Annotated in this window: 22 protein-coding genes and 3 tRNA genes (1 of these 25 only partly in view); 13 read left to right on the forward strand and 12 right to left on the reverse strand. The window is 38.3% G+C overall.

Annotated features, from left to right (window positions below; translation table 11 throughout):
• From NE363_RS03960 to NE363_RS03970, 3 genes are all read left to right on the forward strand, one after another.
• Positions 1-2,373 carry the final stretch of an Ig-like domain-containing protein gene (locus tag NE363_RS03960; RefSeq protein WP_445535862.1) on the forward strand. The gene continues 25,746 nt to the left of window position 1, outside the view, so the window shows 2,373 of its 28,119 coding nt (coding positions 25,747-28,119); its start codon lies off the left edge, out of view; the stop codon is at positions 2,371-2,373.
• Positions 2,374-2,520: 147 nt separating this feature from the next.
• On the forward strand, positions 2,521-4,176 hold the full coding sequence (locus NE363_RS03965) for a poly alpha-glucosyltransferase (protein ID WP_134263499.1): 1,656 nt from the start codon (positions 2,521-2,523) through the stop codon (positions 4,174-4,176).
• The gene (locus NE363_RS03970; RefSeq protein ID WP_445535863.1) at positions 4,173-5,897 is read left to right on the forward strand and encodes a CapA family protein; all 1,725 of its coding nucleotides are present in this window, start codon (positions 4,173-4,175) and stop codon (positions 5,895-5,897) included. The genes NE363_RS03965 and NE363_RS03970 overlap by 4 nt, the downstream gene beginning before the upstream one ends.
• Here NE363_RS03970 and NE363_RS03975 read toward each other — a convergent pair.
• Positions 5,894-6,613, reverse strand: a complete 720-nt coding sequence (locus NE363_RS03975; RefSeq protein ID WP_445535864.1) for a metalloprotease — start codon at positions 6,611-6,613, stop codon at positions 5,894-5,896. The two genes, NE363_RS03970 and NE363_RS03975, sit on opposite strands and share 4 nt — an antisense overlap.
• Before the next feature lie 79 nt (positions 6,614-6,692).
• Here NE363_RS03975 and NE363_RS03980 point away from each other — a divergent pair, with 79 nt between their 5' ends.
• Together NE363_RS03980 and NE363_RS03985 are read left to right on the forward strand one after the other, a co-directional pair.
• Positions 6,693-7,022, forward strand: a complete 330-nt coding sequence (locus NE363_RS03980; RefSeq protein WP_081407983.1) for an MGMT family protein — start codon at positions 6,693-6,695, stop codon at positions 7,020-7,022.
• A 24-nt stretch (positions 7,023-7,046) separates the two neighbouring features.
• Complete coding sequence (locus NE363_RS03985) at positions 7,047-7,793, forward strand: hypothetical protein (protein ID WP_445535865.1); 747 nt, start codon at positions 7,047-7,049, stop codon at positions 7,791-7,793.
• A gap of 38 nt (positions 7,794-7,831) precedes the next feature.
• Here the strand turns inward: NE363_RS03985 and NE363_RS03990 are convergent, their stop codons facing one another.
• From NE363_RS03990 to carA, 5 genes are all read right to left on the reverse strand, one after another.
• Positions 7,832-8,269, reverse strand: a complete 438-nt coding sequence (locus NE363_RS03990; RefSeq protein ID WP_191010366.1) for a universal stress protein — start codon at positions 8,267-8,269, stop codon at positions 7,832-7,834.
• Positions 8,270-8,389: 120 nt separating this feature from the next.
• Complete coding sequence (locus NE363_RS03995) at positions 8,390-9,022, reverse strand: CatB-related O-acetyltransferase (RefSeq protein ID WP_445535866.1); 633 nt, start codon at positions 9,020-9,022, stop codon at positions 8,390-8,392.
• 78 nt (positions 9,023-9,100) lie between these two features.
• Positions 9,101-9,577 (reverse strand): transcription elongation factor GreA, encoded by a 477-nt coding sequence (greA, locus tag NE363_RS04000; RefSeq protein ID WP_191010364.1) that lies wholly within the window; start codon positions 9,575-9,577, stop codon positions 9,101-9,103.
• 87 nt (positions 9,578-9,664) lie between these two features.
• Positions 9,665-12,895, reverse strand: coding sequence for a carbamoyl-phosphate synthase large subunit (carB, locus tag NE363_RS04005; protein WP_311069497.1), 3,231 nt, complete (start codon positions 12,893-12,895; stop codon positions 9,665-9,667).
• A gap of 14 nt (positions 12,896-12,909) precedes the next feature.
• Positions 12,910-14,049: a glutamine-hydrolyzing carbamoyl-phosphate synthase small subunit gene (carA, locus tag NE363_RS04010; RefSeq protein ID WP_039253009.1), complete on the reverse strand. Its 1,140-nt coding sequence runs from the start codon at positions 14,047-14,049 to the stop codon at positions 12,910-12,912.
• A gap of 312 nt (positions 14,050-14,361) precedes the next feature.
• Between carA and NE363_RS04015 the strand changes: the two genes are divergently transcribed.
• Positions 14,362-14,946: a hypothetical protein gene (locus NE363_RS04015; protein WP_049065668.1), complete on the forward strand. Its 585-nt coding sequence runs from the start codon at positions 14,362-14,364 to the stop codon at positions 14,944-14,946.
• Between the two features lie 56 nt (positions 14,947-15,002).
• Here NE363_RS04015 and NE363_RS04020 read toward each other — a convergent pair whose 3' ends face one another.
• Both NE363_RS04020 and yhbY read right to left on the reverse strand, forming a co-directional pair.
• Positions 15,003-15,539: a DOMON-like domain-containing protein gene (locus NE363_RS04020; RefSeq protein WP_039253004.1), complete on the reverse strand. Its 537-nt coding sequence runs from the start codon at positions 15,537-15,539 to the stop codon at positions 15,003-15,005.
• A 15-nt stretch (positions 15,540-15,554) separates the two neighbouring features.
• Positions 15,555-15,878 carry a ribosome assembly RNA-binding protein YhbY gene (yhbY, locus tag NE363_RS04025; protein ID WP_004699631.1) on the reverse strand — a complete coding sequence of 108 codons (324 nt, stop codon included), beginning with the start codon at positions 15,876-15,878 and terminating at the stop codon, positions 15,555-15,557.
• A 199-nt stretch (positions 15,879-16,077) separates the two neighbouring features.
• Between yhbY and rlmE the strand changes: the two genes are divergently transcribed.
• The 4 genes from rlmE (at position 16,078) to NE363_RS04045 (ending at position 20,192) form a co-directional block, all read left to right on the forward strand.
• Positions 16,078-16,728, forward strand: coding sequence for a 23S rRNA (uridine(2552)-2'-O)-methyltransferase RlmE (rlmE, locus tag NE363_RS04030; protein WP_000235573.1), 651 nt, complete (start codon positions 16,078-16,080; stop codon positions 16,726-16,728).
• 134 nt (positions 16,729-16,862) lie between these two features.
• On the forward strand, positions 16,863-18,758 hold the full coding sequence (ftsH, locus tag NE363_RS04035) for an ATP-dependent zinc metalloprotease FtsH (protein WP_025469076.1): 1,896 nt from the start codon (positions 16,863-16,865) through the stop codon (positions 18,756-18,758).
• 133 nt (positions 18,759-18,891) lie between these two features.
• Entirely contained in the window at positions 18,892-19,743 is an 852-nt protein-coding gene (gene folP, locus NE363_RS04040) for a dihydropteroate synthase (RefSeq protein ID WP_445535867.1), read from the forward strand.
• A 134-nt stretch (positions 19,744-19,877) separates the two neighbouring features.
• On the forward strand, positions 19,878-20,192 hold the full coding sequence (locus NE363_RS04045) for a DUF5713 family protein (protein WP_004699637.1): 315 nt from the start codon (positions 19,878-19,880) through the stop codon (positions 20,190-20,192).
• Between the two features lie 417 nt (positions 20,193-20,609).
• Here NE363_RS04045 and NE363_RS04050 read toward each other — a convergent pair.
• A tRNA-Leu gene (locus NE363_RS04050) sits at positions 20,610-20,695 on the reverse strand.
• 196 nt (positions 20,696-20,891) lie between these two features.
• On the opposite strand from NE363_RS04050, the gene NE363_RS04055 reads away from it, so the two are divergent.
• The gene (locus NE363_RS04055) at positions 20,892-22,655 is read left to right on the forward strand and encodes an alkaline phosphatase D family protein (protein ID WP_445535868.1); all 1,764 of its coding nucleotides are present in this window, start codon (positions 20,892-20,894) and stop codon (positions 22,653-22,655) included.
• Between the two features lie 101 nt (positions 22,656-22,756).
• On the opposite strand, the gene NE363_RS04060 is transcribed toward NE363_RS04055, so the two are convergent.
• Both NE363_RS04060 and NE363_RS04065 read right to left on the reverse strand, forming a co-directional pair.
• Positions 22,757-22,842: transfer RNA gene (locus tag NE363_RS04060), tRNA-Leu, on the reverse strand.
• Between the two features lie 11 nt (positions 22,843-22,853).
• Positions 22,854-22,927 (reverse strand) — tRNA-Cys (locus tag NE363_RS04065).
• A gap of 152 nt (positions 22,928-23,079) precedes the next feature.
• Between NE363_RS04065 and folD the strand changes: the two genes are divergently transcribed.
• Both folD and NE363_RS04075 read left to right on the forward strand, forming a co-directional pair.
• Positions 23,080-23,928 carry a bifunctional methylenetetrahydrofolate dehydrogenase/methenyltetrahydrofolate cyclohydrolase FolD gene (gene folD, locus NE363_RS04070; RefSeq protein ID WP_445535869.1) on the forward strand — a complete coding sequence of 283 codons (849 nt, stop codon included), beginning with the start codon at positions 23,080-23,082 and terminating at the stop codon, positions 23,926-23,928.
• Between the two features lie 234 nt (positions 23,929-24,162).
• Positions 24,163-24,831 carry a class I SAM-dependent methyltransferase gene (locus tag NE363_RS04075; protein ID WP_445535870.1) on the forward strand — a complete coding sequence of 223 codons (669 nt, stop codon included), beginning with the start codon at positions 24,163-24,165 and terminating at the stop codon, positions 24,829-24,831.
• Positions 24,832-24,853: 22 nt separating this feature from the next.
• Here the strand turns inward: NE363_RS04075 and NE363_RS04080 are convergent, their stop codons facing one another.
• A complete protein-coding gene (locus tag NE363_RS04080) occupies positions 24,854-25,276 on the reverse strand; it encodes a hypothetical protein (RefSeq protein ID WP_004699645.1) in 423 nt (140 codons plus the stop codon).
• Positions 25,277-25,319: the final 43 nt, after the last annotated feature.

The raw sequence follows: 25,319 nt of genomic DNA on the forward strand, positions 1-25,319 counted from the left end.
AGTCTTGCAGGCTTAACTGCCGACATTACACCACCGACCCTTGCGATCAGTGCGACTGACCTCAATTTATCTTTAGGTGAAAGCACCACAGTGACCTTTACCTTCAGTGAAGCGGTGACCGGCTTTGATGCAACTGATGTGGCAGTGGCTGGCGGTACGTTGACTGGCTTGACGACCACAGACGGTGTGACCTGGACAGCAACCTTTACTCAAGACGGCAGTGCAACTGCACCAAGCTTGAGTGTGGTAAATGGTAGCTATACTGACCTTGCAGGTAACCTAGGTTCAGGTGCTAATCTTGCTGGCCTTGTTCTAGTGCCAACAATTACTGCACATGACAATGTGGATAGTGTAGCTATAGACATTGTTCCATTAACGACAACGGGTATTAATGCTGGTTCTGCAACTTATCTGGCATTGATCGGTGTAACTGAGAATCTCAACGTATCGCTTTTAGGTACTCCGAGTGTGAGCTTCAATATTGCCGCTGGACATACTTCAGATGCAACGATTAGCTATGGAGCTTTATTAAGTTTGTCTGCGCTTAATGACTATAAAATAGTCTTACAAAAACAAGCACCGGACGGTTCGTGGCAGAATGTTGCAGGTGATGCGAGTACTGGATTAATTAACATCGGAATACTCGGTGGTAATGGATTTGGTGCGACTATCACAGACTTAGCAAGTGGTTCTTATAGAGCATTTATGGTCTATACCGGTATAGGTGTAGGATTGTTAGGTACAATGAGTGTGGTTCGCGATGATTATAATCACACAGTAGTACCAACATATACTGCAGCAACAGTAAGCGGTAATGTGCTTACAGATGATGATTCTGCTATATATGGTCCTTCATATACTCCAGATACAATCACTGGAACGACAGTAGTATCTACAGTAGTGGGTGAACAAGTAGGTGCGGTATTAACACCTATTGGTTCTTCAACTCCAGTAATAGGGGCTTACGGAACACTTACGATTTCTGCGAATGGTTCATATAGCTATACACCGACTGCCAACCCTGCCAACATTGGTAAAGTAGATAGCTTTACTTATACCATTACTGATCCAGTATCGGGTGGAACAAGTACAGCTGTATTACACATACAGATTGGATCACCTGATGTAAGTATTACTTGGAATACTGCGAGTCCTGGAACGGATGGTATAACGCAAGTTATTGCAAATGCAGATCAGGCTATTGCAACGGTTGACTTTAGTAACTCTACTGATACACCAGTAGATGTTCCAAGTCCGATCGTCTCTGTAAGTATAATTGGCTCGAATAGCGTATTATCGAATACCTTTACCGTTGGAACAAATGACTTAGTAGATGTACAGGTAGCAGCAACTTATGCAAACCAACCTCTAGTAAGTTTGTTGCCAACCGTAAGTTATGTTGTTCAGCAGTTGGTTGGTGCAACATGGGTTAATACCACTTACACAGGTTCAGCAACTGCACTTGGAAGTGTAGGAACAATTAGTTTGGGAACGGTTGCTTTCCAAGATGCTGTCGAGCATTTAAGCGCTGGTACATACCGTGTTCAATATACCTTGACTGGAGTATCACTTGGTACAACCACTTTGGATACCCAAGTAACGACTACTACAACGCACTTGAACAGTTACTCATCTGACTGGGTTCACGGTAACATTCTTACTGGGGACACAATTGGTGGGGTTGCTGACAGTGGTACCTTTACTGCTGATGGTGTCAAACTTTATGTTCAAAATAGTGTTGGCACTTATGTTGAAGCTACTGGGCAAACAGTTACCACGACAAATGGCACACTTGTGATCAATTCGAATGGTGATTATGAATACCGTGCTAATACTTCATCATTAACATTGGCTAATCCAACCGATACGATTAACTATAAGTTAGTAGCAGCAAATGGTGCTGAGTCGTTCTCATCATTGACGGTTAATCTGACTACTTCTGATTACAATACCCATGTACTTAGTACATCAGCGAACGATACGTTCAATACTGATAATGGTACGATCGGTTTTGGTTCAGATACATTGATTTATCATGTATTAGACGGAAGTACTGCAACAGCTAGTAATGGTGCAACTACAGGTGGTAATGGTGTAGATACTTGGACTAATTTCCATGTGGGTAATGTTGCTACAGATTCTCAGGCTGATTTGATTGATATCAGAGCCTTATTAGATGGAGCACAAACATCTGCTAATATTGGTGAGTATTTAAATGTCACTGTAAGTGGCGGTAATACTACCATTCAGATTGACCGTGATGGGTTAACTGGGGTGATTTTACCTTCAAATAACTTTACTACATTATTAGTCTTACAAGGCGTTACGACCAGTGAAACAGAGTTACTTAATAATGGTCAAATTATCTATTAATAGATAATTAACCAAGTAAAAAAGAGAACCTTAGGGTTCTCTTTTTTTATGTTTAAACAATACGTTAACTTAGCTTTTAAAGAGTTCATGCTATGATGTATTGAAAATTTTATAGAACAACAAATAACGAATAGGGACTTAATTCGAGTGTCGGTATTTTTAGACTTTAAAAGACAACTTAAGCTTTGGTTGGAACATTTCGTTCAGCATGTTTCAGACCTTCCAGAAGAAACAATTTTGTTTATATCATTTGGTCCTAAAGATCAAAGATGTAGTGTCTGGCATACCGAAAAAACAGCTTTTTCACAAGCAACTATACAATTACTCGATTTTATTGATAGACAGTTTTCTCCAGACCAATTTCCAGACTATATAAAAATTGATGTTGCGTACAACCTAGAAAAACAAAGTTGGAGTCAAATAGAACAACTTGTTCATCATCAATTTCATAATAATCATTACCGCAGAGGAATTGCATTTGATGAAGCATGTTCAGTGGTTTTTCTGGAGCAAGAGATTTATGGAAAAGTAATTATTCGAGGTTTGAGTTATGACAAACCTAATTTTTTTGATGAAAACAATCTGAACTATGCAATTAAGCAAAAATATAACGCTACTAAACCACAAATTAGACTACAAGAGCTACAAGATGTTTGGACTTTCGATACCTATGCAACTTTTTATGAAAATGGACAATTCATTAATTTAGCAAGCCGTTATGATGCAAATGGTATTAGAGGTATTGTAAAGAACAAGAAGCAGCATTTTAGAGAGCTCATTGAGAAAAATGCAGCGTTTTTGCACAGTCAGATTCAAGAAAATGGCAAATTCATTTATGGTTATTTTCCTGCTTTTGATCGGGATATCCGCAGCTATAATACGGTACGTCATTGCACATCACTTTATGCACTATTAGAAACTTTCGAAGTACAAGATAAACCTGAATATTTGCCTAAAATAATAAGTGCCATCCAATATGCACTCTCTAACTTTTATAAAGAAAAAGACCCTACAACTGCTTTTATGATTGATGGAAAAGAAGGGGAGTTTGAAATTAAACTAGGTGCAAACGCAGCAGCTATTTTAATGCTAACGAAATATCAGGAAATTACCCAAAAATCTGAATATTTGAAATATGCAGAAAAACTTGCAAATGGTATTTTAAAATTAGTTAATTCAGATGGATTAACTACCCATGTGTTAAATTATCCAGACTATGATTTAAAAGAAAAGTTTAGAATTATTTATTACGATGGCGAAGCAGCATTAGCTTTACTCAGGTTGTATCAAATAAATCACGATAAAAGATTATTAGAAACTGTTAAATTAATGTTTGAAAATTTTATTTATAAAAGATATGAAAAATATCATGATCATTGGTTAAGTTACTGTACCAATGAGCTTACAAAAATATGTCCTGAAGAAAAATATTTTATTTTTGGTTTAAATAATTATTTAAAACATTTTATTTTTATAAGAAATAGAAAGACAACTTATGCCACTTTATTAGAAATGCTCATGGCTGCTTATAAAATGGTAAATCGATTAAAAGAGCAAGGCCATCAAGAGCTTCTTGAACAAGCTTATATGTCAGAGCTAAAAAAACTCATTAAATTTCGGGCTGAATTCCAAACTACGGGTTTTTTCTATCCAGAAATGGCGATGTATATGGATCGTCCAGATAAAATATTACATGCTTTTTATGTGCGACATGATCGCTTTAGAGTAAGAATAGATGATCAAGAACATAACTTATCAGGCTATATAGCCTATGTAAAAGATTTCGAAGGAGAGGAGATATGACTTACTCTCTTTTTGAAATTAAGTTATTGGTACCTCTAGATAATACTAACTTCGATAATGCGGTTTGGAAATTTGAAGTTGATGGAGATACTTCAACTTTATTGCTTATTGATTATGCATTAGAACAATTTCATCAAAAAAACATCGAAGCAAATAAGACCTATGTTGTATCTGAGCAAAAGCCTAAGCAACTTGGTGAACAAAATTTAGGTTTAGAAAAAAATGAATCTTATACATTTGTCGAGCTCTTACAATTCTTAATTTTTACTCAGGCCAATGATGTTAAACATGCGTTAAGCAAGATGCTTTTTGACTCAACTGAACAAGCCCAATTGATTTTGTCTCAAAGAGCAGAGAACTATCATTTAGGATTAAATTCCTCTAATCAGTTGAAAGATTTATTTGGGTTGGTAAACCATGTCTATAGCTATCCAGCGGAACTAAAAAAACTTTTTTTTATTAAAAATCTTTCTTTTAAAAATAAATTATATCAACCGATTATATCTTTAATTGCTCATCCAGTGCTAACCTCGGTTTTATATATCTCCCATCAATTTAGAAAAATTTATATCACTTATCTTGAGGATAACCAGAGCATTGGCTTTTTCTCTTTTTTAGATGACATTCACCGTCTCGAGCATTTGGTTCCTTATTATCACTGTTTCCAAGAAGAGCACGTAAAGGCGAAGAGTTGTACTTCACAGACTGGGATTATTAATATTCTTGGAGATACTTATTTCGGTGAAATGTATACCGAAAAGCGTAAGTCAAGAGGGCAAACAGATGCTCTACAACAATATGGATATCACTTTTCATTTAAAAAAATACAGCCATTTTTAGGTAAAAATGACATAAATATAGCTAACTTTGAAGCTGTTTTTTCTCTAGAAAACCAATCACTATTAAAAGATAAAAAGCCATTCATTCTAAAAGCCGATGCTAAAAAAACATTAGAAGAATTTAAAAGCATTCATCTAAATTATTTGGTGTTAGCAAATAATCATCTCAAAGATTATGGTGATGAAGGGCTTACCTATACATTACAACAATTGGACGAGGCTAATGTTTCCTATATTGGTGCTGGACACAACCAAAAAGATGCTCACAATTACTTTGAAATAGTTTTTGAAAATAAGCACTATGCGATTTTTAATGGTTATTGGCATAGAGACACTGCTTATTTGGATTATGACTTTTATGCGCTAGGGTCAAGAAGTGGAGTCGCTTGTTTAAACGGTGTCTTACTGGAGCAAATAGTTTTTTATAAACAGGCTCATCCTAAACATAAAATTATTGTTATTTGTCATTGGGGAGTCGACTTTAAACCTCCTACAAAAGAGCAAATTAAACTTGCTGGTATTCTTACACAGGCTGGGGCTGACCTGATTATTGGTCATGGTGCTCATACTATTCAGCCAATTCAGCTTATCAACCAAAAGCCAGTGGTGTTGGGTATCGGCAATGCTGTATTTAATAGTGATGGGGAATATGAGCAGCATCATTCTTTGCCATTTGGCTGTATTGCCAGAATAGATTTAACAAAGGATTTGCTTCGACTTTATCCAATTTATACCAATAATTTACAAACATTCTGGCAGCCATATCCAGTAGATATTAATGACTTCTCAAAGGCCAGTACTTATATGACATCTTTACTGACCCATGAGGATTACACGACTACCCATGATAACTTGGGGAGATATGTTGAAATTAAATTTTAAGGGTATTGTTGATAACTCGATAAAATCGTTTGAAGCTGTGATGGGGTAAAACCCAAATTTCTTAAGCCGCCACTGCCTAATTTACACTCAGCACTGGCCATAATATTAGTCGGGGTAGTTTTTGTAGCATTAGGTGCACATACATGTTTCAAGCCGAAAGCGTGGCCCATTTCATGAATACTACCTGCTTGTATATTATAATTTAATCTATTCCAGTCTAATAAAATAAAAGGCTTTCCATTATTACGAAATGTTCGGCTCGTAATATCATTAAACTCTAACTTTTTTGAATAAGCATCGTATATAAAGACAATGACTTCTTTACTTACTGTGCGCTTAGGAAAGCATGCATTGACGCTTGCAGGCATAGATCCTATAGAAATAGGGTGGGGTTGGTTTATTTCATTACCAAGTTGACAATGTAATTTTGAAAAATTGTGATAAGAGATATAACGGTTTAACTTAAAGTTAAAAATTTTGTTTCCTTGGTCGTCTAAATAATATTTATTTAAAATACCAACTTCTTTTCGCATTTGTGCAAGGTTGTCGAAACGTGCAGCAGAAGGATTGTTGGTTGTAAAAACGAAAGTGACTGGAACTACAGGCCTATTATTAGCAGGTTCTTCTATCAATGGCTCTGGCTTTAGTTGAGGAGGAGGGGTTGTACAAGAGGCACAAAGAAGTGTTCCTGTAATCATCAATAAGGTTTTTTTCATATTCATCGCATTATCTCTGCATATTATTCTAAAGTGATTTAAAGTAAATTTTTATATGATATGAACGATGTCAATTTTTATGGATTCCATTTTGACAACTCAGTATGAACTACATCGACAAATTTTAGAAGTCATCGCTCTAATTCCATATGGAAAAGTAGCAACTTACGGACAAATAGCACGTATGGCGGGGTTACCTAAACATGCCAGATTAGTGGGTTATGTTCTTAAACATCTTGAAGCAGATCATCAGGTGCCTTGGTACCGCGTTATTAACTCACAAGGTAAAATTAGCCTAAGTAAATTTAATGAAAAAGGTGAGAATGTTCAGCAGTTAAAGCTTGAAGATGAAGGAGTCTATTTGTTGAATGGCAAAGTGAACTTAAAGCAGTTCGCATGGCAACCTTAAAATTATTAAAGAGAACAAATACAAATGCAGCATTATAAATGGCAGAGTCTAGCCATATTACTATTAGGTTTAACAGTGCAATCGAGTTTTGCAGAGCAGGCTATTTCAGCCCAACCTTTTATAAATGTGAAAGCTTCATCACAAGAAATACACTCGATTTGTCAGCAGTTGAGTCAGAAATGTAGCGATGAAGTTAAGCTGTGGAAACCCAAAAATACACAAGATCAGACTTATTATTTAATAGATGAGACTCCGCAAATTGCTCAAGTTAAAAAGCAGAATAACCAATACACAGTAATAAATGAGTGGAACTTTAAAAATTATGAGCATAGTAATAAAGAGCCACATTCTGATGATTTAGGTCCTAATGGACTCAAAATCTTTCCAGCACTATACCCACTCAATAAAAATGAATATGCCATAGCAGTACTAAATACTTGGTTTACTGGTTACTCTGGAGGAGGACGTTTTGAAGAAAATGCTGATTTTATTGAGCTTAAGCCTAAAGGGAAGTATCAGGTTGCATTAAAAGATATTGCTTTTTCTTCGAATGAAATGATTCGGGCCTGTTTTTCAGAACAAGAGTATAAGAAGTCACCGCATTGCCATGATGAAAAATGGATGACATTAAATATTAGGTTTAAAGATATCGGTCAATCTTACTATTTATGGCAATTAAATTATAAAAATTATTCTTGGGATGCTTTTAAAAGTAAAAAAACAATAACGGTTGAGCAATCAAGAGAAGACGTTATTCCTTTTAAAAAATAGGTGCCTATCTGGCTGAATTAAGCCAGATAGGTGTTTTTTTAGCGAACAATCAAAACAGGGATATGGCTTTCACCTAAAACTTTTTGTGCAACACTTCCTAATACAAGTTTTCGGACACCTGTACGGCCATGCGAACCCATAACGATGAGATCTGCATTGATGTCTTGTGCAGCTTGAATTATTTCTTCATGAACCACAAAGCCTTCAAGTAATTTGGTTTCTACAGTAAGCCCTTCTTGTACAAATTGTTGTTTGGCTTGTTCTAAAATATCGAGTAAGTATGTTCTAGTCCGCTCAATGAGTTCATTGGTTTGACCAGTCTTCACATAAAGATCTGCAATAATTGGATCAAGTGCCATGACCTGTACGATAGTAATTTTACTATTTAATGCTTTTCCAAGTTTTATCGCTTCTTTCATAGCGACCATAGAAGTTTCAGAACCGTCAATTGGTACAAGAATATGTTGATATAACATGAGATTGTTCCTTATTGTAATGATGCTTATTTATTCAATACTTTATACTTCTTTTCTTACGATTTAAATTCGAGCTCGTAATCATTTGTGATTTTAAACAATAAAACTTGAGAATACATTTTATTTGTCTCGTAAATTTTCAATATGAACTGTTAGAGCATCAATATCATCAGTTTGCAAATATTCCCGCATTTTTAAAACTTGTTTTTCATCTAATTCATAAAGCTTTAAAGCGAGTAGTTTTTCTATTTGCTCGGGAGGAAACCGGTATTTAATAATTGTTGCTGGTACACCACCAACAATTGTATAGGGTGGAATGTCTTTTGTTACGACGGCTCCAGTTGCAATTACAGCACCTTCACCGATTTTTACACCTTGCATAATCATTGCACGGCTTCCAATCCAACAACCATCTGCAATTATAGTATCACCAGCAGCTAAAAAACTGCGGGTATCAAAAGGGAAAGTCGAAATCCAGTCTGGTCTATGAAGCTGATTACCACCCATCATAATCACGCACTCAGCCCCAAAACACACAAAATTACCAATATAAAGCTGATCGATAGGTTTGTCTGGGGTCGAAGCTTTGTCGTGTAAATAGCGTACGACACAACGTTCAAAACCTTGATCCCAATAGGCTGAGTAGTAAGAATAATTACCTTTAATATGGATATTCGGATTTTTTACAGTTTTGGAAATAAACTCAAATTCGCACCAATGACGGACTGGTGTGTTAATCAGAGGCGTGTCCATAATCTATTATCCAAACAAAAATAAGCTAAACCATATTAAATAAAAACCCCTCAGGAAGAGGGGTTCAAGAGCAGTATCTTAGAGATATTCTACACTTACAACTTCATACTCAACTTCGCCTTGAGGAGTGGTGATTTTTACTTCATCACCTTCATTTTTACCCAAAAGGCCGCGAGCGATTGGTGAGTTCACTGAGATTTTATTAATTTTAAAATCAGCCTCATCATCACCAACAATTTTATAAGTCTTGCGTTCTTCAGTATCAAGGTTTTCAATCGTTACCGTAACACCGAATACAACACGACCGTTTTGTTCTAAGTCTTTAACATCGATGACTTGTGCAGCACCCAATTTTCCTTCGATATCTTGGATACGGCCTTCACAGAAACCTTGCTGTTCACGAGCAGCATGATATTCTGCGTTTTCTTTCAAGTCTCCATGTTCACGTGCCTCAGCAATCGCTTGAGTAATACGTGGACGTTCAACAGATTTCAGATGTTGTAATTCTTTCTCTAAGGCACTTTTACCTTCAGGGGTCATTGGATAACGTTGCATTTCGGTCCCTCTTAAGTTGAGAAAACACAGTTAAAAAAATGAAAAAATCCCGCCACCGATAAGGTGACGGGACTTATCGGAAAAAAATTAACCTACAGTTAAATCTTGCAAGCGGTATACATCCATTGGCAATTTCACAGCAAAGGCTTGGCAAACCGCTTCTGCACCATTGATAGTCGTTGTGTAATACACTTTGCCTTGTAGGGCAGCACGACGAATCATTGCAGAATCATATTGAGCTTGTTTGCCTTCAGTAGTGTTGACAATAAGGTGTATTTCACCATTTTTCAAGCGGTCAACAATATGTGGACGTCCTTCAGTTACTTTATTTACAGGTTCACATTCCAAACCTGCTTCTTTAAGTACTTTATACGTTCCACCTGTTGCTACCAGTTTGAAACCATATGCCACGAACTTTTTAGCGATATCAGCAATATATTTCTTATCAGATTCACGAACAGATAAGAAAGCAATCTTTTCTTCGCCTTCAGTTGGTAGGCCTGGTAAACGGTCATTTGAACCTAAAACGGCTTTATAGAACGCTTCGCCAAATGTCTTACCAACGCCCATTACTTCACCTGTAGATTTCATCTCAGGCCCAAGCATTGGGTCTACGCCTTGGAACTTAGCAAATGGGAAAACAGCTTCTTTCACAGCAAAGTGAGTTGGAATGATTTCTTTAGTAAAGCCTTGAGATTCAAGTGATTGACCCGCCATACAACGAGCAGCTACTTTTGCTAAAGATTCACCAATACATTTCGATACGAACGGAACAGTACGTGATGCACGTGGGTTTACTTCAAGAACGTAAATATCGTCGCCTTTAACTGCGAACTGAACGTTCATTAAACCAACTACACCAAGTTCTTTCGCCATAGCAACTGTTTGACGACGCATTTCATCCTGAACTTCTTTAGAAAGAGAGTAAGGAGGAATAGAACATGCTGAGTCACCAGAGTGAATACCAGCTTGTTCGATGTGCTGCATGATACCGCCGATTACGACATCTTTACCGTCAGATACGCAGTCAACGTCAACTTCAGTTGCATCATCAAGGAAATGGTCAAGAAGAACAGGCGCTTCATTAGATGCCTGAACTGCTTCACGAAGGTAACGTTTAAGTTCATCTTCGTTATACACGATTTCCATTGCGCGACCACCCAATACATAAGATGGGCGAACAACTAACGGATAACCAACTTTCGCAGCTTCAGAGATACCTTCTTCAGCAGATTTTACAATGCTGTTGTTTGGCTGACGAAGCTGTAAACGTTGAATCATTTGTTGGAAACGTTCACGGTCTTCTGCGCGGTCAATTGCATCTGGAGAAGTACCGATAATAGGAGTACCAGCTTCTTCTAAAGCACGTGCTAACTTAAGTGGAGTCTGACCACCGTATTGTACGATTACGCCTTTTGGCTTCTCAGTACGTACGATTTCAAGAACATCTTCAAGTGTTACAGGTTCGAAGTATAAACGGTCAGATGTATCATAGTCGGTAGAAACAGTTTCAGGGTTACAGTTCACCATGATTGTTTCATAACCGTCTTCACGCATTGCTAAAGCAGCGTGTACACAGCAATAGTCAAATTCGATACCTTGACCAATACGGTTTGGACCACCACCAATGACCATGATCTTGTCACGGTTTGATGGATTTGCTTCACATTCTTCATCGTAAGTTGAATACATATATGCTGTACCAGATTCAAACTCGGCAGCACATGTATCAACACGTTTGTAAACTGGATAAACACCCAAGTTCCAACGTTGCTTACGGAATTGCTTTTGAGAAATACCCATAAGGTTCGCAATACGAAGGTCAGATAAACCTTTACGTTTGAACGAACGGATATTTTCAGCAGTTAGATCACCAAAACCTAAAGTTTTTACTTGAGCTTCTGTCTTAACGATATCTTGAATTTGGATCAAGAACCAACGGTCAATCTTAGTTGCTTCAAATACGTCATCTAAAGAGAAGCCATGACGGAATGCATCTGCTACGTACCAAATACGCTCAGGACCTGGAACTTTAAGCTCTTTTAAAATGGTTTCTTTTACATTTGTTGCACCAGCTTCGATTTTTTCATCGAAACCGCTTACACCAACTTCAAGACCACGTAATGCTTTTTGTACAGATTCTTGGAAGTTACGGCCAATTGCCATGACTTCACCAACAGATTTCATCTGAGTGGTAAGAACTGGTTCTGCTTGTGGGAATTTCTCGAAGTTAAAACGAGGAATCTTCGTTACAACATAGTCGATTGATGGTTCAAAGCTCGCAGGAGTTACACCGCCAGTGATGTCATTTTTCAATTCATCAAGGGTATAACCAACAGCTAGTTTCGCAGCAATTTTTGCAATCGGGAAACCAGTTGCTTTAGAAGCAAGCGCAGACGAACGAGATACACGAGGGTTCATCTCGATCACAACCATACGGCCGTCTTTCGGGTTAATACCGAACTGAACGTTAGAACCACCTGTCTCAACACCAATTTCACGAAGAACCGCAACTGAAGCATTACGCATCAATTGGTATTCTTTGTCAGTTAATGTTTGAGCTGGTGCTACAGTGATTGAGTCACCTGTGTGAACACCCATTGGGTCAAAGTTTTCGATCGCACATACGATAATACAGTTGTCGTTTTTGTCACGAACAACTTCCATTTCGTATTCTTTCCAGCCAATTAAAGATTCATCAATCAATAACTGGTGAGTAGGAGAGAGGTCGAAACCGCGTTCACAAATTTCAAGGAATTCTTCACGGTTATATGCAATACCGCCGCCTGAACCGCCCATTGTAAATGATGGACGGATAATTACTGGGAAACCAAAGCGAGATTGGATTTCCAAAGCTTCTTCCATGGTTTCAGCAATAGCAGCTTTTGGACATTCCAAACCGATTTTGCGCATAGCGATGTCGAAGAGTTTACGGTCTTCAGCTTTTTCAATCGCTTCTTTCGTTGCACCAATAAGTTCTACGTTGTATTTCGCTAATACGCCGTTTTCATCCAGTGCAAGTGCGCAGTTCAATGCAGTTTGTCCACCCATAGTTGGAAGGACTGCATCTGGACGCTCTTTTTCAATGATTTGAGCAACAGTTTGCCAAGTAATTGGCTCAATGTAAGTTGCATCCGCCATTGAAGGGTCAGTCATAATGGTCGCTGGGTTAGAGTTAACCAAAATAACACGATAGCCTTCTTCACGAAGTGCTTTACATGCTTGAGCACCTGAGTAGTCAAACTCACATGCCTGTCCAATCACAATCGGGCCAGCACCAATAATTAAGATGCTTTTAATATCCGTACGTTTAGGCATTATTCGCTCCGTAATTACTGTTTAGATGCTTCGATAAGTTCGATGAAGTGATCGAACAAAGGTGCACAATCATGTGGACCAGGGCTTGCTTCAGGGTGACCTTGGAAGCTGAAAGCTGGTTTGTCAGTACGGTGGATACCTTGTAAGGTGCCATCGAACAATGATTTATGCGTTGCTTTTAAGTTAGCCGGTAATGTTTCTGCATCTACAGCAAAACCATGGTTTTGAGATGTAATCATCACTGTACCATCTTCAAGATTTTGTACAGGGTGGTTTGCACCGTGGTGACCATGATTCATTTTTACAGTTTTTGCACCAGAAGCGAGTGCCAAGATTTGGTGTCCTAAACAGATACCAAATACAGGTAATGTTGTGGTTTCAACAATAGTGTTTACAGCTTCGATTGCATAGTCACAAGCAGCTGGGTCACCAGGACCGTTTGAAAGGAATACGCCATCTGGATTAAGTGCTAATACTTTTTCAGCCGGAGTTTCAGCAGGGACAACAGTAAGTTTGCAACCGCGGTCTGCGAGCATACGCAAGATGTTGGTTTTGACACCATAATCGTATGCAACCACATGATATTTTAACTCAGGTTGTGTAAAGCCCTTACCTAATACCCATGAACCTTCAGACCATTCAAAACCTGTTGGATCACAGCACTCTTTAGCAAGGTCTAAACCATTTAGACCACCAAAAGCGCGAGCTTTAGCAATAGCTTCTTCTTCAGTAATATTTTCGCCAGCAAGGATGCAACCATTTTGTGCACCTTTGTCACGTAAAATACGAGTAAGTTTACGTGTATCAATATCAGCAATTGCAACAACATTGTGCGCTTGTAAATATTCACCTAACGACTGCTCAGAACGGAAGTTACTGTGTAGTAGTGGAAGGTCACGAATAATTAAACCATTCGCCCATACTTTATGGATACGACCAGATTCAACGTCTTCTTCGTTGCAACCAGTGTTACCAATATGAGGGTAAGTTAATGTCACAATTTGTTGTGCATAACTTGGGTCAGTCAAAATTTCTTGATAGCCTGTCATGGCTGTGTTAAAAACGACTTCACCAGTCGTACTTCCCGTTGCGCCGATTGACGTTCCTTTAAAGATCGTTCCATCTGCGAGGGCTAAAATGGCGGGGATGCTCAAACCAAAGCTCCTGAATTTCGGCTGTAAAAAAGCGAGTAGACCTAAAAAAGATAGGCGATGTTCTAAAAAAACATGCCCCTCCTCATCGGTCTGCCCGCTTGTAACTTAACAGCGCATTATACGCATGGAACCCTAAAAAGTCTATTTGTTTTCTATTAAAAAATATAATTCCTTGCTTGCTTTTTGCAAAAATATTCATCCGCTTGTCTGAAATTGATACTTTTGGCAAATTGTCTAACAATCTGGCGGTTAAATTAAGCTAATTCCACTTATTGTAATCTCAGAAAAAAATAAACAATATGAGGAAATAGTATGAGCAATCAAGTTTCAAAAGATATAGCTGAAAACGCTTCTACAGTTGCAGATGTTGTTAAGGCTGAAGTAACCGAAGTGAAAGAAGCTGTTGCTAAAACAACGACCCGTGCTAAAAAAGCAGTGAGTGCTAAAGCGACGCAGGTAAAAGAAGTTGTAGCTGAAAAAACAGAACAGGTAAAAGAAGTCGCTCAAGAAGCAACTTCGCAAGTTAAAGAAGCTATAAATGAAACTCAAGAACAAGTAAAAGTTGTATTGAGTGAAACTGAAGAAAAAATTGAGACTGAGACTCAAGAGTTGAACCAAAACATTCAAAATCAGTTTGCTCAGATTAAACAAGATATTTTACAACGTCTTGATGTGATTAAAGCTCAGTTCAATACGTCTCAAGAAGGATTAAATGAGCTAAAAAATACATTAAAAGCTGAAATTAATGCATTAATTGAAGACTTAACAAAAGTCACCAAAGAACTTAAAGGTGACATTAGCCAAATCTCTTTGAAGCATAAAGATTCTTTAAGTGAGAGTTTGAAACGCACTAAAAATAATGCGGTTGAAGCTTGGAACAAAGCAAGAGATAACTAAGTTTAGCTTCATAAAATTAATAAAAAAGCGAGAATCAATTTCTCGCTTTTTTATTTTTAAAACTGATGTAGCCAATCACGTTTATTGTGAAAATCAGCATTTTGTCCACTATGTTGCATTGCATAGTACTGCATACCATCTTTAGTCTTTAAAACAGCGGTTAAACCTAAATAAAGGTTTGCCCATTTTAAATGATGCTGCTGCATAAACTGACCTAAATCAAGACTTACATTTAAGCCGTAGTGAGTACGCTTGAGATGATTAAGCTCGATATCGTAAGCAACGAGGGGAGGCATGCTTTCCGGATAGCGATATTCTTCAAACTGGTAAGTTTGCCATGCTTGAGAAGGAGAAAGATTAATTTCCCGATAGAAATCTTCACCATGCACGCCAATAAAAATCTCAAAACAAGTCTCTTCCCACAAAAAATCTTGGCGGGGATGAGCTGCAACTTCTTGAGGCCAGATAATAAGTTGGTTTGGATCACGAATCCAAAAACCCACATTTAATGTATGTGGGGTTTGCTGTTCAATTGCGCCAACAACAGAAACAGCATGAAAACGATCAAAAGCTGAAAGTTCGTAACTTGCCATAAAGTAGTCAATAAATTAGTTTGCTAAGTGAGCGTGACGAACAAGGTTAGATAAGTGTTGGTTCTGTTTAGCTGCTTTTTTGTAAAGTAAAACAATTTTACCAATTTTTTGCACAGCTTCAGCACCAGTTGCTTCAACAATGGCATCGATTACAGCAGCACGAGCTTCACGATCTTCGCCAGCAACTTTTACTTTGATGAGTTCATGATCATTCAAAGCACGAAGAGTTTCTTCGATTACAGCATCTGTTAAGCCTTGTCCACCAATCATGACAACCGGATTAAGCACATGACCAATTTGACGTAAACGTTTACGTTCATGAATAGATAAAGCGGCCATTAAAAATACCTGATTTTAAAAACGACTTAGTATAGCAAAAAACTTAAAATCAAATGTACGAAAAACTGTATAAATAATCGATCAACATTATTGGAAAAAAACTGTAAAAGTTATTGAGATTACGTTACATCCGTACTGTAATGAGAGTAATTTTCACGTACAATGAGCAATCAGAAGTTTTTTTGATATTTAGTGAGTTATGGCAACACGCATTACAAACCAAAAATTGTCTAAAAGTAGTCGTGCGTGGATGAGGGAACATCTAGACGATCCTTTTGTAAAAAAAGCACAAAAGGAAGGATATCGTGCACGAGCAGCATATAAACTTCTTGAAATTCAAGAAAAATATAAGTTGATCAAGCCAGGCATGACAGTGGTTGATTTGGGAGCGGCTCCTGGGAGTTGGTCGCAAATTGCTGGGAAACTTGTTGGTAGCAAGGGGTTGGTTATTGCTTCCGATATTTTACCTATGGATGCTTTGCCGGATGTCACTTTCTTACAAGGCGACTTCAGAGAAGAAGCAGTATTTGAAAAATTGTTAAATATTTTAAATGGAAGACAAGTAGACATTGTAATTTCTGATATGGCCCCCAATACATCAGGTAATAGGGCTGTTGATCAACCTCGACAGATTTACTTATGTGAACTTGCTTTAGACTTTGCTCAAAAAGTCTTGGGTCCAAATGGACAATTTGTTGTTAAAGTGTTCCAAGGCGCAGGATTTGATGAGTTTCGTAAACAAGTCGTTGATAGTTTTGATGTGTTAAAAACAGCAAAACCAGCAGCTTCTCGGGCACGATCTAAAGAAGTTTTTTTGGTTGGACAAGGGCGTAAGAAAGCATTGCAATAAAGTTTACTTGCCAAGCTCCTAAAAATTGTGCATTTTGTATCTTTTAGGTTATCCGCAAGCAAGACAATTGCTGTTTTTAAGAAGATCGGCCAAGATTAGGCATGATCAAATTAGATCGATATGGGAATAAAGCTTTGAGCGATTACTTCAAGAATGCCGTATTGTGGCTAATAATACTGGGTGTTCTGATTTTAATTTTCAGTAATATCAGTGACCGCAATAAGCCTTCTGCAATGAAATATTCAGATTTTGTTGCAGCGGTGAATGCTGGCCAAATTAAGCAAGTCACGATTGACGGTTTAAATATTAGTGGTGAAAAAACTAACGGATCTCAGTTTGAAACTGTTCGTCCGCAAGTTGAAGACACTGAACTTATGCCAAGCTTAAACAAGCAAAATGTTGTTGTAGAGGGCACAGCACCACAACGTCAAGGCATTTTGATGCAACTTCTCATTGCTAGTTTCCCTGTACTGTTAATCATTCTGTTATTCATGTTCTTTATGCGTAACATGGGTGGTGGTGCAGGCGGTAAAAATGGTCCGATGAGTTTTGGTAAGTCAAAAGCAAAAATGCTTTCTGAAGACCAAATCAAAGTGACTTTTGCTGACGTTGCTGGTTGTGATGAGGCGAAGCAAGAAGTTGTAGAAATTGTAGATTTCTTAAAAGATCCTGCAAAGTTCAAACGTTTGGGCGCTACAATTCCACGTGGCGTACTTATGGTTGGTCCTCCAGGTACTGGTAAAACGTTATTAGCTAAAGCAATTGCTGGTGAAGCAAAAGTTCCATTCTTCAGCATTTCTGGTTCTGATTTTGTTGAGATGTTTGTGGGTGTGGGTGCGTCCCGTGTCCGTGATATGTTTGAACAAGCAAAACGTCATGCACCATGTATCATCTTTATTGATGAGATTGATGCAGTAGGTCGTCACCGTGGTTCAGGTACTGGCGGTGGACATGATGAACGCGAACAAACCTTAAACCAAATGCTCGTAGAGATGGATGGTTTTGAAGGTAATGAAGGCGTAATCGTTATTGCTGCAACTAACCGTGTTGATGTGTTGGATAAAGCATTGTTACGTCCAGGCCGTTTCGACCGTCAAGTTATGGTAGGTCTACCGGACATCCGTGGTCGTGAGCAAATCCTGAATGTACATTTGAAAAAGTTACCTTCAGTGACTGGTGTAGATGTTAAAGTCTTATCACGTGGTACACCTGGTTTCTCTGGTGCTCAGTTGGCAAACCTTGTAAACGAAGCTGCCTTATTTGCTGCTCGCCGTAATAAGAACACTGTCGATATGCATGACTTTGAAGATGCAAAAGACAAGATCTATATGGGGCCAGAACGCAAATCAATGGTTCTGCGTGAAGAAGAACGCCGCGCAACAGCTTACCATGAAGCTGGACATGCAATTGTTGCTGAGATTTTACCGGGTACTGACCCTGTGCATAAAGTAACAATTATGCCGCGTGGTTGGGCTTTAGGTGTAACTTGGCAGTTACCTGAACAAGATCAGATTAGCCACTATAAAGACAAAATGTTAAATGAAATTGCAATTTTGTTTGGTGGCCGTATTGCTGAAGAAGTCTTTATTCAGCAGCAATCGACTGGTGCTTCAAATGACTTTGAGCGTGCTACGAAAATGGCTCGTGCGATGGTTACGAAGTACGGTATGTCTGACAAAATGGGTGTTATGGTTTACGAAGATGAAAATCAAAATGGATTCTTCGGTAACGTAGGTAGCCGCACAATTTCTGAAGCAACTCAACAACAGGTTGATCAGGAAGTACGCCGTATTTTAGATGAACAATATAAAGTTGCTCGTGATATCTTGGAAAATAATAAAGATATCGCACATGCTATGGTTAAAGCGTTGATGGAATGGGAAACTATTGATCGTGAGCAAATCCGTGACATCATGGAAGGTCGCGAGCCTCAACCACCTAAAGTTTATATTGCTGAAAATCCGGTATCGGCATTTGAACCACCGAAAGATGGTCCATCTACTCCACCGCCATTACCAGCGATGAATTAAGTTAATTAATAAAAAAGCCACATTCATGTGGCTTTTTTATTTGTCTTAAATTCGGCTAAAGCTGAAAAGAAATCAACAGCATGTAAAGTATAGACTTGCTAAAATATCACCTGATTTTGAACCGGAGCTTTTTATGCAGTTAATATCTTTACCCAAGCAGATTTTACAGTGTGGACAGCTTCAACTAGATTTATCTCAGCCACATGTTATGGGTATTTTAAATGTTACCCCAGATTCTTTTAGCGATGGTGGTAAACATAATCAATTAGACCAAGCGATTGAGCATGCGCTTAGTATGATTCAACAAGGTGCGACTATTATTGATATTGGTGGTGAATCTACTCGACCTGGTGCTTCAGAAGTGGCGATTGAAGAAGAAATACGCCGTGTGGTACCTGTAGTTGAAGTTTTGTCTCGGCATAATGTTATTTTATCAATCGACACGAGCCAGCCAGAGGTGATTCGTGCAGCAAAAGCAGCAGGGGCGCATATTTGGAATGATGTACGCGCTCTAACACGCCCTAATGCATTGAAGACCGCAGCAGAGTTAGATATACCTGTAGTTATTATGCATATGCGTGGTGAGCCAACCACAATGAATCAGTTGGATCAGTACACTGATGTAACGTTAGATGTGATGCAGGAGTTGCAACAGCGCATTGATGAGGCTCTAGCTGCTGGAATTCAACAACATAATATTATTATTGATCCTGGATTTGGTTTTGCAAAAAATGCACAGCAGAATTTAAAATTATTAAAAGAATTTTGGAAACTTAATGAATTGGGCTATCCAATTTTATCTGGTCTTTCTCGTAAACGCTTTATAGGTGAGGCTTTGAAAGGTGCAGCTGCTGATCAGCGTGCTGTAGGAAGCGTTACTGGGCATTTGTTGAGTATTCAGCAAGGAGCATCGATTGTAAGAGCACATGATGTGAAAGCGATGCATGAGGCTGTTTTAGTTTGGCAAGCTATGCAACAAGCTTGAAATGTAATCTTGGAAAAGTAGACTAGATCATTGTCTCTTTAAATAAAGTGGAAGAGTGGGTCGGGTAAAAATCTCGTGATTTTTGCGAAAATATGTTATAAGCGGCAAGTTTTTGCTGTTGTGTAATCTTTTGTATGTTCGAAGACCTACTTCTCCCAATGTTTGATGATGAATATTATCCAGATATTTTGGTCGCTGAACTTAAGCAGCTTATTGAACAATTTGCTAAAAAAGTTCAGAAGCCTGCTTTAGCTGATCAAGATGTTTATCGATATGCTCATCAGACTGTAAATGAAATTAATGAAATGAAACCGCAGTTTGAAGATCTGGATTCATCGCTTGATGATAGTGCTGCCGATTACATTGCTGAGGCAATGATGATGGTAGTTCAAGATGCAGGATTTTTAGATCTTGAAATGGAAGAGCTGGTTATGAATCGAGAGTGGTAATTACTCTCGATTCTCAAAATTTTCAATCGCATCTAATAAATGACATGATGCTTTTAAATGTACCTTATCTATTTTTTTAATTTCTAAAATTAAATGTCCATTTTGCTGCTCATTCACATCTGCTAATACGCTTATTCAATAGGTTGTCTTTTTATGTTGTAATGCTTTTAATTGAGTAATTACATCTTGAGATGTTTTGATTAGGTAGTCATCCTGAGTAGAGAGAAACGTATAAAGTGCCAATCATTATTTTTAAATAAGATTGTGCCGTTAAATATATCTTCGGCATCTGCAATTGATATAAAAAGTAGGGTGGAAATAAATATGATTGTTTTTATCATAATTTTTATTTTCATCAGACATAAAAAAACCAGCTTACGCTGGATTCTTTGTAGCACCAAATTCAATAGTTGAAAATGGTGCCCGGGGCCGGACTCGAACCGGCACGCTTTGTGGGCGGGGGATTTTAAATCCCCTGTGTCTACCTATTTCACCACCCGGGCATGTGCGCAATAATAGAGGACAAGTGCGCGATTGGCAAGAGAAAAACAGAGAGTTTGCTTTATTTTCAATCAGTTCTTGTCGGTATTTATATAAATTAACCAGTTTGTGTCATGATTTGTTCATCAAACTGAGATCAGACGTTCATCTTATGTACTTAAGTTTAAAGCACTCATTGCTTAAAACTTAGAGAATTTTATGTCAGAGAAAATTTCACGCCGAGAATTAATTCAAAAAAGTCTACTCGGTTTTGGGGCTTCATCTATGCCTGTTGCTTTCACTGGTTGTAATGATGGTTCCGATGATGAAAGTCCGCAAATACAAGCAGATTTTCTTCATGGTGTTGCAAGTGGAGACCCCTTACAGGATAAAGTCATCTTATGGACACGAGTGACACCTACAGACTCTGGGGTGCGTTTAAAAGTTGTGTGGGAAATTTCAACCGATAATCAGTTTAAACAAAATTTAAAGACGGGGATGGTTGAAACAAGCAAAACTGATGACTTTACAGTGAAAGTTGATGCAGTTGGTTTACAACCAGATATGGTGTACTACTACCGTTTTAAGTTTGGTAGTAAGGTTTCACCAGTAGGGCAGACGAAAACATTACCAACATCGACCTATAAAGTAAGCTTTGCAGTATGTTCTTGCTCTAACTATCCTGCGGGTTACTTTTATGTTTATCGTGAAATGGCAAAACAAAACGTCGATGTCATTATTCATTTAGGTGACTATATTTATGAATATGGGGCAGATGGTTATGCGACAGAAGATGCTGCAAAGCTAGGTCGTACGTTACCTGCTGACAATAATAAAGAAATTATTAAATTAGATGATTATCGCAAACGCTATGCACTTTATCGTCAGGATAAAGATTTACAAGCAGCTCATCAACGCCATCCTTTTATTGTAATTTGGGATGATCACGAGTTAGCGAACGATGCTTGGCGTGATGGTGCGGAAAACCATCAAAGTAACGAAGGGTCTTTCTCAGATCGTAAATTAGCTGCTCTGCAAGCTTATTTTGAATGGATGCCGATTCGTCCAGTTTCTAGTTCTGACCATTTAAATATTTATCGCCAGTTTAACTTTGGCTCTCTTGTCCAACTCACTATGCTAGATACACGCATTATTGCGCGTGACAAGCAACTTGAATATGCGGACTATATGACAGCCTCTGGCTTAGATATTGCAAAATTTCAAGCAGATTTAACAAATCCGGCGCGTACTTTAATGGGATATACGCAAAGAGATTGGTTGGTCGATAAATTAAAGCAATCTACAGCAACATGGAATGTGGTGGGGCAGCAAGTCTTAATGAGTAAAATGTGGATTCCAGCCGAATTGCTGGCATCTTTAGGGCAAATTACTTCAGGGGGAGCGTCTCCTGATACACTTGCTAAGATGAACGCACAAATTACCGAGTTGGTCACTTTAAAACTTCGTTTACAACAAAATGATCCGACATTAACAGTTCAAGAAAAAGCAAGGATTATGACGGTTGCACCATACAATCTTGATGCTTGGGATGGTTACTATGCTGAGAGAGAGTTTGTATACGATAAATTGGCAGAGTTTAATAAAAAGATGATTGTGCTTGCGGGAGATACACACAACGCATGGGCATCTTATTTATATAGCCAAAAAGGAAAATATGTAGGTGTTGAACTGGCAACAAGCTCTGTATCATCTCCTGGCTTAGAAAAATATTTAAGTATTCCATTGGCACAGTTACAGCAGTTTGAGTTTGCGTTTACTACATTAATTGATGAATTGGCCTATTGTAATTTAAATCAACGCGGATACTTGCTCGTTACTCTCGATCAGGCACAAGTTCATTCAGAGTGGGTATTTTTAGATTCAATTAAGAATGCTGAATATCAAGTGGATTCAAGCAGGCAAAATGATATTGTATTGGATCTGAATTTGACGCCTTTAAAGCAAGATCAGAAGACTGCTTAAAGTATGAAAGAATAGGGGGTTACATATGTAGCCCTTTTTTTAGATATAAAAAAACCAGCTTACGCTGGATTCTTTATGACACCATATTCAGTACTTGAAGATGGTGCCCGGGGCCGGACTCGAACCGGCACGCTTTGTGGGCGGGGGATTTTAAATCCCCTGTGTCTACCTATTTCACCACCCGGGCTTTACCAAATTTGGAGGCGGAGGTCGGAATCGAACCGGCGTCCACGGAGTTGCAGTCCGCTGCATGACCACTCTGCCACCCCGCCTACATTTGGTGATGCACATATTAGCAACCTTTACGAAAAAAACAATACCGTTTTGAGCGAAGATGCACATAAAAACAACATCTAGAATAAAATTAGCGAAATTATCATGTATTATTGGCACATTAAATTCATGTCTACCTTGGAGATGTGCTGTGGCATTGGTTTTAGACGGTCGTGCATTAGCAAAGCAAATTGAAGAAAATTTGTCGGTACGTGTTGAAGCTTTAAAAGCAAAAACAGGTCGTACCCCTATTTTGGCGACTATTTTGGTTGGGGATGACGGTGCATCTGCAACTTATGTACGTATGAAAGGTAATGCCTGCCGCCGCGTAGGTATGGATTCATTAAAAATCGAATTACCACAAGAAACGACAACAGAACAATTGTTAGCTGAAATTGAAAAGCTAAATGCCAATCCAGATGTTCACGGTATTCTTTTACAACATCCAGTTCCTGCACAAATTGATGAGCGTGCATGTTTTGATGCAATCTCATTAGCAAAAGATGTTGATGGCGTAACTTGCCTTGGTTTTGGCCGTATGGCAATGGGTGAAGCTGCGTATGGTTCAGCGACTCCTGCTGGCATTATGACGATTCTCAAAGAAAACAATATCGAAATTGCGGGCAAACATGCAGTTGTAGTTGGCCGTTCAGCAATTTTAGGTAAACCAATGGCAATGATGTTGTTACAAGCAAATGCAACAGTAACGATTTGTCATTCACGTACACAAAATTTACCTGAGCTTGTAAAACAAGCTGACATTATTGTTGGTGCTGTAGGTAAAGCTGAACTTATTCAAAAAGACTGGATTAAACAAGGTGCAGTTGTTGTAGATGCTGGTTTCCATCCGCGTGATGGTGGTGGTGTTGGCGATATTCAATTACAAGGTATTGAAGAAATTGCTTCTTCTTACACGCCAGTACCGGGTGGTGTTGGCCCAATGACCATTACAACTTTGATTCGTCAAACTGTAGAAGCTGCTGAAAAAGCTTTAGGTTAATTTATTCACGGCGGCGTCCTAGCATTTAAAGCAAATGTTAGGACTTCGTATGCTACTTTTCTTTCGGGATGAGTAGCGAAGCTACGCAAGACCAAACCGTTGTTGTAATTAATACAGTGGAATTGAACTAACGTATTTTTTAGTAACTAAAGGCTATCATGTTATAAGCCGTAGTTTTAGTCTTGCTCACAATGTAGTTAAGCAAATAGTAATTATAAATTGTTGAGCTTATTTATGAGCTGCACCTTTCAATTGAACAAAGCTCCAGAACATTTACTTCAAGCCTTACATGAAGTCATTCCTCACTGTGAATTAATGGCACAACAGTTGCCTGAAACTCCAATTTCTTTATGGTTGATTCCGCCAGTTTTCCCGACTGATCGTTTAGATGATGAAGTTATTCGTCGTATTTGGAATGACACGCCGTATTGGATTTTCTGTTGGGCATCAGGTTTGGCGATGGCTCAGTGGATACTTGCAGAGCCGCACCATATTAAAGATAAAGTGGTATTAGATTTTGGCGCGGGTTCTGGTGTAGTCGCTATTGCTGCAAAAATGGCAGGAGCAAAACGAGTAATTTGCTGTGACATTGATCAAGTTAGTCTAAATGCTTGCCGTGAAAATGCATTGCTTAATAGTGTAGAGCTCGAATATTTGGACGATTTATATAAAGCTGAACAAGTTGATGTTCTATTGGCTGCTGATGTGTTATATGACCAATGTAACCGCTTTTTCTTAGACGAATTTTTAAAATTTGCGCCAGAAGTTTGGGTGGCAGATAGCCGAGTTAAAAATTTTAGTCATCCAAAATATGAAAAAATTGAAGAAAGAAGCGCTACTACGTGGCCAGATCTGGATGAAGCAAGAGAATTTAGAAATGTAAGTTTTTATAAGACGCTGTAAAAGAACAGCGTCTTTCTTTATTTTATGAACAAGTATAACGAACCACTTTTAATGTGCTTGGGCGAGCTTCAAGTGCTTGGCGAGTCGCGTAATCTTCACCATTATTTAAACTTGGTGTGTTTGATAAACCGAAAGAAGCACGAGTTTCACCAAGTTTAATTCCATACTGCTCATCTTTAGCTGGGTTTGGAATTTCATTGACACTTAAAATTGATAATTTATAAACTTTCTGAGCACCTAACACATTTTGGCAAGCACGTTGTAATTTACGCTCATCAAGTTGCTGGTTACTACGACCAGCTAAAGTATAAGCTAAAGTCGCTGAAGTTTTAGTTTGGTTTTCAATCTGATAGCCAGTTGAACCATTATATTGTCGAGGTGTAGTCTGACAAGCAGTTAAAATAAACATACTACTTAATGCCAAACATAAAATACTTTTGTTCATCAGTATCGTCCTTATTTTCTTATATGAAGTATCTCATAAAATA

This window comes from Acinetobacter sp. G18, assembly GCF_052660225.1.

Coding starts and splice junctions, on each gene's coding strand:
- NE363_RS03995 (WP_445535866.1), bottom strand. CDS start 9,022: ATGGACACGCCTCTGATTAACACACCAGTCCGTCATTGGTGCGAATTT.
- NE363_RS04015 (WP_049065668.1), top strand. CDS start 14,362: ATGAGCAATCAAGTTTCAAAAGATATAGCTGAAAACGCTTCTACAGTT.
- NE363_RS04055 (WP_445535868.1), top strand. CDS start 20,892: ATGTCAGAGAAAATTTCACGCCGAGAATTAATTCAAAAAAGTCTACTC.
- NE363_RS03970 (WP_445535863.1), top strand. CDS start 4,173: ATGACTTACTCTCTTTTTGAAATTAAGTTATTGGTACCTCTAGATAAT.
- folP (WP_445535867.1), top strand. CDS start 18,892: ATGCAGTTAATATCTTTACCCAAGCAGATTTTACAGTGTGGACAGCTT.
- greA (WP_191010364.1), bottom strand. CDS start 9,577: ATGCAACGTTATCCAATGACCCCTGAAGGTAAAAGTGCCTTAGAGAAA.
- NE363_RS03975 (WP_445535864.1), bottom strand. CDS start 6,613: ATGAAAAAAACCTTATTGATGATTACAGGAACACTTCTTTGTGCCTCT.
- yhbY (WP_004699631.1), bottom strand. CDS start 15,878: ATGGCCGCTTTATCTATTCATGAACGTAAACGTTTACGTCAAATTGGT.
- NE363_RS03990 (WP_191010366.1), bottom strand. CDS start 8,269: ATGTTATATCAACATATTCTTGTACCAATTGACGGTTCTGAAACTTCT.
- NE363_RS04020 (WP_039253004.1), bottom strand. CDS start 15,539: ATGGCAAGTTACGAACTTTCAGCTTTTGATCGTTTTCATGCTGTTTCT.
- NE363_RS03980 (WP_081407983.1), top strand. CDS start 6,693: ATGGATTCCATTTTGACAACTCAGTATGAACTACATCGACAAATTTTA.
- NE363_RS03985 (WP_445535865.1), top strand. CDS start 7,047: ATGCAGCATTATAAATGGCAGAGTCTAGCCATATTACTATTAGGTTTA.
- rlmE (WP_000235573.1), top strand. CDS start 16,078: ATGGCAACACGCATTACAAACCAAAAATTGTCTAAAAGTAGTCGTGCG.
- NE363_RS04045 (WP_004699637.1), top strand. CDS start 19,878: ATGTTCGAAGACCTACTTCTCCCAATGTTTGATGATGAATATTATCCA.
- NE363_RS04075 (WP_445535870.1), top strand. CDS start 24,163: ATGAGCTGCACCTTTCAATTGAACAAAGCTCCAGAACATTTACTTCAA.
- NE363_RS04080 (WP_004699645.1), bottom strand. CDS start 25,276: ATGAACAAAAGTATTTTATGTTTGGCATTAAGTAGTATGTTTATTTTA.
- carB (WP_311069497.1), bottom strand. CDS start 12,895: ATGCCTAAACGTACGGATATTAAAAGCATCTTAATTATTGGTGCTGGC.